The sequence below is a fragment of the Erwinia sp. B116 genome (assembly GCF_002865965.1).
GTDB lineage: Bacteria > Pseudomonadota > Gammaproteobacteria > Enterobacterales > Enterobacteriaceae > Erwinia.
Genome location: NZ_JRZZ01000084.1, coordinates 1 through 4,285, shown reverse-complemented (window position 1 = coordinate 4,285; position 4,285 = coordinate 1). Strand labels below are relative to the sequence as shown.

General features: G+C 42.7%; 4 protein-coding genes and 2 pseudogenes. 2 read left to right on the top strand and 4 right to left on the bottom strand.

All coding sequences use genetic code 11. The annotated features are described in order from the left end of the window. Positions 1-416 precede the first annotated feature (416 nt). Entirely contained in the window at positions 417-815 is a 399-nt protein-coding gene (locus NV64_RS22510; protein WP_101506835.1) for an NUDIX domain-containing protein, read from the top strand. Between the two features lie 156 nt (positions 816-971). Here the strand turns inward: NV64_RS22510 and NV64_RS22505 are convergent. The 4 genes and pseudogenes from NV64_RS22505 to NV64_RS22495 form a co-directional block, all read right to left on the bottom strand. After that, positions 972-1,114 (bottom strand): annotated as a pseudogene (locus tag NV64_RS22505) (helix-turn-helix domain-containing protein); the annotation flags it as partial. Positions 1,115-1,222: 108 nt separating this feature from the next. Further along, a complete protein-coding gene (locus NV64_RS24310) occupies positions 1,223-1,936 on the bottom strand; it encodes an ABC transporter ATP-binding protein (protein WP_233209085.1) in 714 nt (237 codons plus the stop codon). A gap of 22 nt (positions 1,937-1,958) precedes the next feature. Further along, positions 1,959-3,002 (bottom strand): hypothetical protein, encoded by a 1,044-nt coding sequence (locus tag NV64_RS24305; RefSeq protein ID WP_233209084.1) that lies wholly within the window; start codon positions 3,000-3,002, stop codon positions 1,959-1,961. A gap of 382 nt (positions 3,003-3,384) precedes the next feature. Then, positions 3,385-3,564 carry a hypothetical protein gene (locus NV64_RS22495; protein WP_056241577.1) on the bottom strand — a complete coding sequence of 60 codons (180 nt, stop codon included), beginning with the start codon at positions 3,562-3,564 and terminating at the stop codon, positions 3,385-3,387. Positions 3,565-3,964: 400 nt separating this feature from the next. Between NV64_RS22495 and NV64_RS22490 the strand changes: the two are divergent. Then, positions 3,965-4,206, top strand: a pseudogene (locus NV64_RS22490) (transposase); the annotation flags it as partial. Positions 4,207-4,285: the final 79 nt, after the last annotated feature.

Sequence of the window (4,285 nt, the reverse complement as noted above, 5' to 3'; positions counted from 1 at the left end):
CTTCATATACTGGTGCCGGGTTCGGCCGCTGGCGACAGAACGCCGGGGCGCCGTTAATTTTTTAAAGCCCAAAAACCGGCTTTAAAAAATAATCCATCCCTGGAGGCTCGGATGCCGCATCCGTGCGGCATACGCCCGGCTAACCTGTTCGCCAGCGGCCTCCCTTGTAAGCTAGTGTTATGCTGCATTAAAGACGTGGGTTGTTAACATCAGCAACGGTTAGCTTTGCGACTGGACGTTTTTGCCCGATAATCTCCGCTTCTGCATTCAGGGAAATTAATACCCCAGACATTGCATATGATAAGACTATGAATCGCCACCTGGACACGCTGCCGCAGTCAGCTTTTTCTCGCCCCAATGTTCAGATTTAGGGTCTGGTGGTAGCGCAACGTATTTAGCAAGGAGAGTAAATCACCGTGAGTGAAAACAAGGTTATCACCGTTGCCGCAGCGCTTATTACCGATCGCGCGGGCCGCTATCTGCTGGTCAGAAAGCGCAACACGCCGTACTTTATGCAGCCAGGCGGCAAACCCGAGCCGGGCGAAACGCCGCAGGCGGCGCTGGTGCGTGAGCTGTGGGAGGAGCTGTCGCTGGAGGTGGATCTGGCAGACCTGACGCCGTTAGGGCGCTTTGAAGATCGCGCCGCCAACGAACCGGGCCACAAGCTGATTGCCGATATGTTTGCCTTTACCACCGCACAGACCGACTTTAGTCCGGCGGCCGAAATCGAAGAAGTTATCTGGTTCGATCCCCGCCAGCCCGGCGAAGTAATACTGGCCCCCTTCAGCCGCAGCCAGTTAATGCCCGAGGCGTAAATACTCTTAATAGCGGATTCTAATACTGCTACACTTTTGCCAGACCATATCCGCTTACGGGGAAAGGACTTGCTGTTGTCATAAAATGGCAAATCTTTTTCAGCAGTCGCCACATCGAACGGCACTGATGGTTTCCGGTAAGGGCCAGCATCATCCGCGTCCTGGTGGCAGAGATTCAAGACCCTCAAGGCCATACAATGTGAACCCGTTAATCCAGCGTCCGACGGAAGAACGTGCACAGCAGAGCATTCTGGCCACGACACTGACACGTTCGCCCGGTGCAACATCAGCATAGCTGATTTGCCCTTTTGCCCTTTTGCCTGTTTCCGGGATGCTCGTGTATTCGTATGCTCATATGCTCGTGTGCCTGTATGCGGGATAGGTTGCGGGCGGTGGCAATGGCCAGCTTATTGTCCGGTGCGCGATGATGGTCGCTCGGCATACTGGCTTTTCTGAAGCGCCAGCAGCTCAGCATATTCGCCGTTCAGCGCTTCCAGCACCTGAGGCGGGCCTTCCTCAACGATCCTTCCCGCCTTCATCACCACCACCCGATCAACGTCTCTTACGCTGCCCAGTCGGTGGGTGACCATCACCGCCGTTTTTCCGGCCATAATAGTGCCAAACTGGCTGAACAGTTCGGACTCAACGCGCGGGTCCATTGCGCTGGTGGGTTCATCGAGAATCACCAGCGGGCGATCGGCGTAAAACGCTCGTGCCAGGGCCAGCCGCTGCCATTCACCACCCGACAGCTCGGTACCGTCAAACTCTTTGCCGATTTGGCTGTCAATACTTAACCCTTCAGGTAAAGTAAATTGCGCCTTTTGACAAGCGACAGAGACTTTTTCAGATGTAATATGTGTGCTTAAATCCCCTATAAAAACATTTTCCTTAATTGTTAAATTATAATGTCCAAAATCCTGGAAAATAGCGCTAATTGTTGAATGCCATTCCTCTATGTCAATTTCATTGATATCTATGCCGCCTATCGTAATTCTGCCTTGATCTGGAACATATAATCTACAGAGTAACTTTATTAAAGTGCTTTTTCCTGCTCCATTCTCCCCTACAATAGCAATGTGATCGCCTTGCATTATTTTCAAGTTAACGTTATTAATGCTCACTTTATCTTTATGATATGAAAAACTAACGCTCTCGAATTTTATTGTTTTGTTGTCTGGTATTTTTTTTGCATGGAAACATTTTGGGTGTGCTGTGTTTTTTTTCCAGGATCATTAGCTTTTCGAAAAAAGAAAAGCAAATCCCAAGATTACTAAATGAATACACCATCCATTGGCAAGACAGACCAAAAAGCCCTATAGATTGTATGGTTCCCAGTAATCCACCTGTGGATATATCACCTTTTGATATATATTCAGAAAACCAAAACATCACACCCATGGCAGATATGAAGTAGAGAAAATTCCATTTTTGGGGGCGGGTAATCTGACCTTTTCTAACCTTATCAAGATCTTTATCAATTAAATCAAAAGACTCGCGGTGTTTATTTATGAAGAAACCTGATAGGTTAAATAATTTGATCTCTTTAGAGTGCCTAATGTCAATGGCTGTAGAAAAATAATAACGAATGAGTCTTGATGTGATGCCTTTTCCAAGCAAAACTTTAAAAATATCCAGTTGAGATTGAGCCACAGATACCGTGACGGGAATTGCAGGTAATAGAAGTGCAAGCGGCAACCACCATGCTACACTAGCTAATACTAAAGACATTGATAAGAGAGTTAAAGAACCTCTTAATATATCAACAAGGTTAACCAATAGGTTTAATGGACGGTGTGAGGCTTCCTTAGATAAAACCTCAAGCTTGTCATGTATTTCATTGCTCTCAATGATTTTTAAATCTTGAATTCGAGATATTGCCAACATGATTTTATGTTGTGTTAATTGCGTTGACTTTTGATTAAGAACACTCTGTACTGTACTTATTACAGGTGCGATAATTCCAGGAAAAATAAAAGTGAATGCCCATATCAGACAAGCTATTAGTAGTTGGCTGTGAGAACCCTGGCTGACAAGATTTCCTAAATGAATACTTGCCATTACACTTACTGTTGGTATCAAACCTTGAATTGTGACCATAGCTATAAATAACATTGATAGCCTGGGGTGAGATATCAACAAAAGTCTTAATGAATATTTAAAAAGTTGAATCTTTTCTCTGTTTTTCATAATGCCTCCTTTATTTTTATAGAATTTTCATGGTTAGCTATTATTATTTTATCAAAATGATGTGGCTTTTTTTATTTTCATTCTAATAATGTCCTTTTTTTCACACTCGAAGAATGCGGAAACTATTTTTGCAAAATAAGATTTTTTATTGTATTTTATGATTGCATTTTTCAATTTGTTTTTTTTCAAGACATTGATGCTATTGGTTGAAATAAATGTCATATTCCTGGAGAAAAATGCATAAGAAAGAACATTATGAGAATTTGCGTGCTTTTCTGTAATCATCTCACACAAACTATTGTGAGGTAGCCAGCTTTTTTAGATGCATGAAAAATGTGGCACAAAACATAGATGTTTTTTTATTTGCATTTTAAAATAGTTGTTAGCAGAAGAAGTTGTCATCAATGCTTTCTAAAGCATTACACACGACATCCTCTGCGTTTATGCTCTTGGAATCCCATCCATGATCGCAGGTTCCACTAGCACAATCTTTTCCGCTGTTAGCCATATACCCACGAATTTCCTGAATCCTGGATTCTCTGACTTCGATGATTCTTTCCATAATACTATCTCCTTAATTAATTATTGATACTGCCATCAGTATCAATTCTATCTTCTTATTAATTCCGTCAGATTGAAATGGTATTAATGTCCATATTTTGTAGTCAGGTGTCATGAAGAACTTTTATTCTGATTTATCCTTGCGTGTTATTGTTTTATTTAAATCTTGAGCAAATACAATCAATTGCATTTTATCTGTAGTAATTGAATTATTTTTAATGTGAATTTTTTTATTGAAGTAGCTTTTTTACTAAAATATCTTTTAAAAGTCACTAATAAAATTCAAGCACGGGTTGTTAATTTTGGCACTTAGTGAATAAATTATTAGCACCTGTGTTAAAAGCACCATTCACTTTTCGAGATCTTCCGGAATACTGATTATGTCCATGGAGGAGATCGCCATGCGCAAAGCACGATTCACCGAACACCAGATCATCGCCGTTCTGAAGTCCGTCGAAGCCGGACGTACAGTTAAAGATGTCTGCCGCGAAACCGGGATCTCTGAGGCCTCGTATTACAACTGGAAAGAGAAGTTTGGCGGTATGGAAGCTTCTGATATCAAAAAGATGAAAGACCTCGAGGATGAAATCTCCGGCTGAAACAGATGTTTGCTGGTCTGAATCTCGAGGATACAAAGGATGTACCCGACCGAGCGCAGGGATAATGAGATGGACGCTCCAACCTTGCGGCATCAGATGTGCCAAAGTGCGAGTGTTAACTCT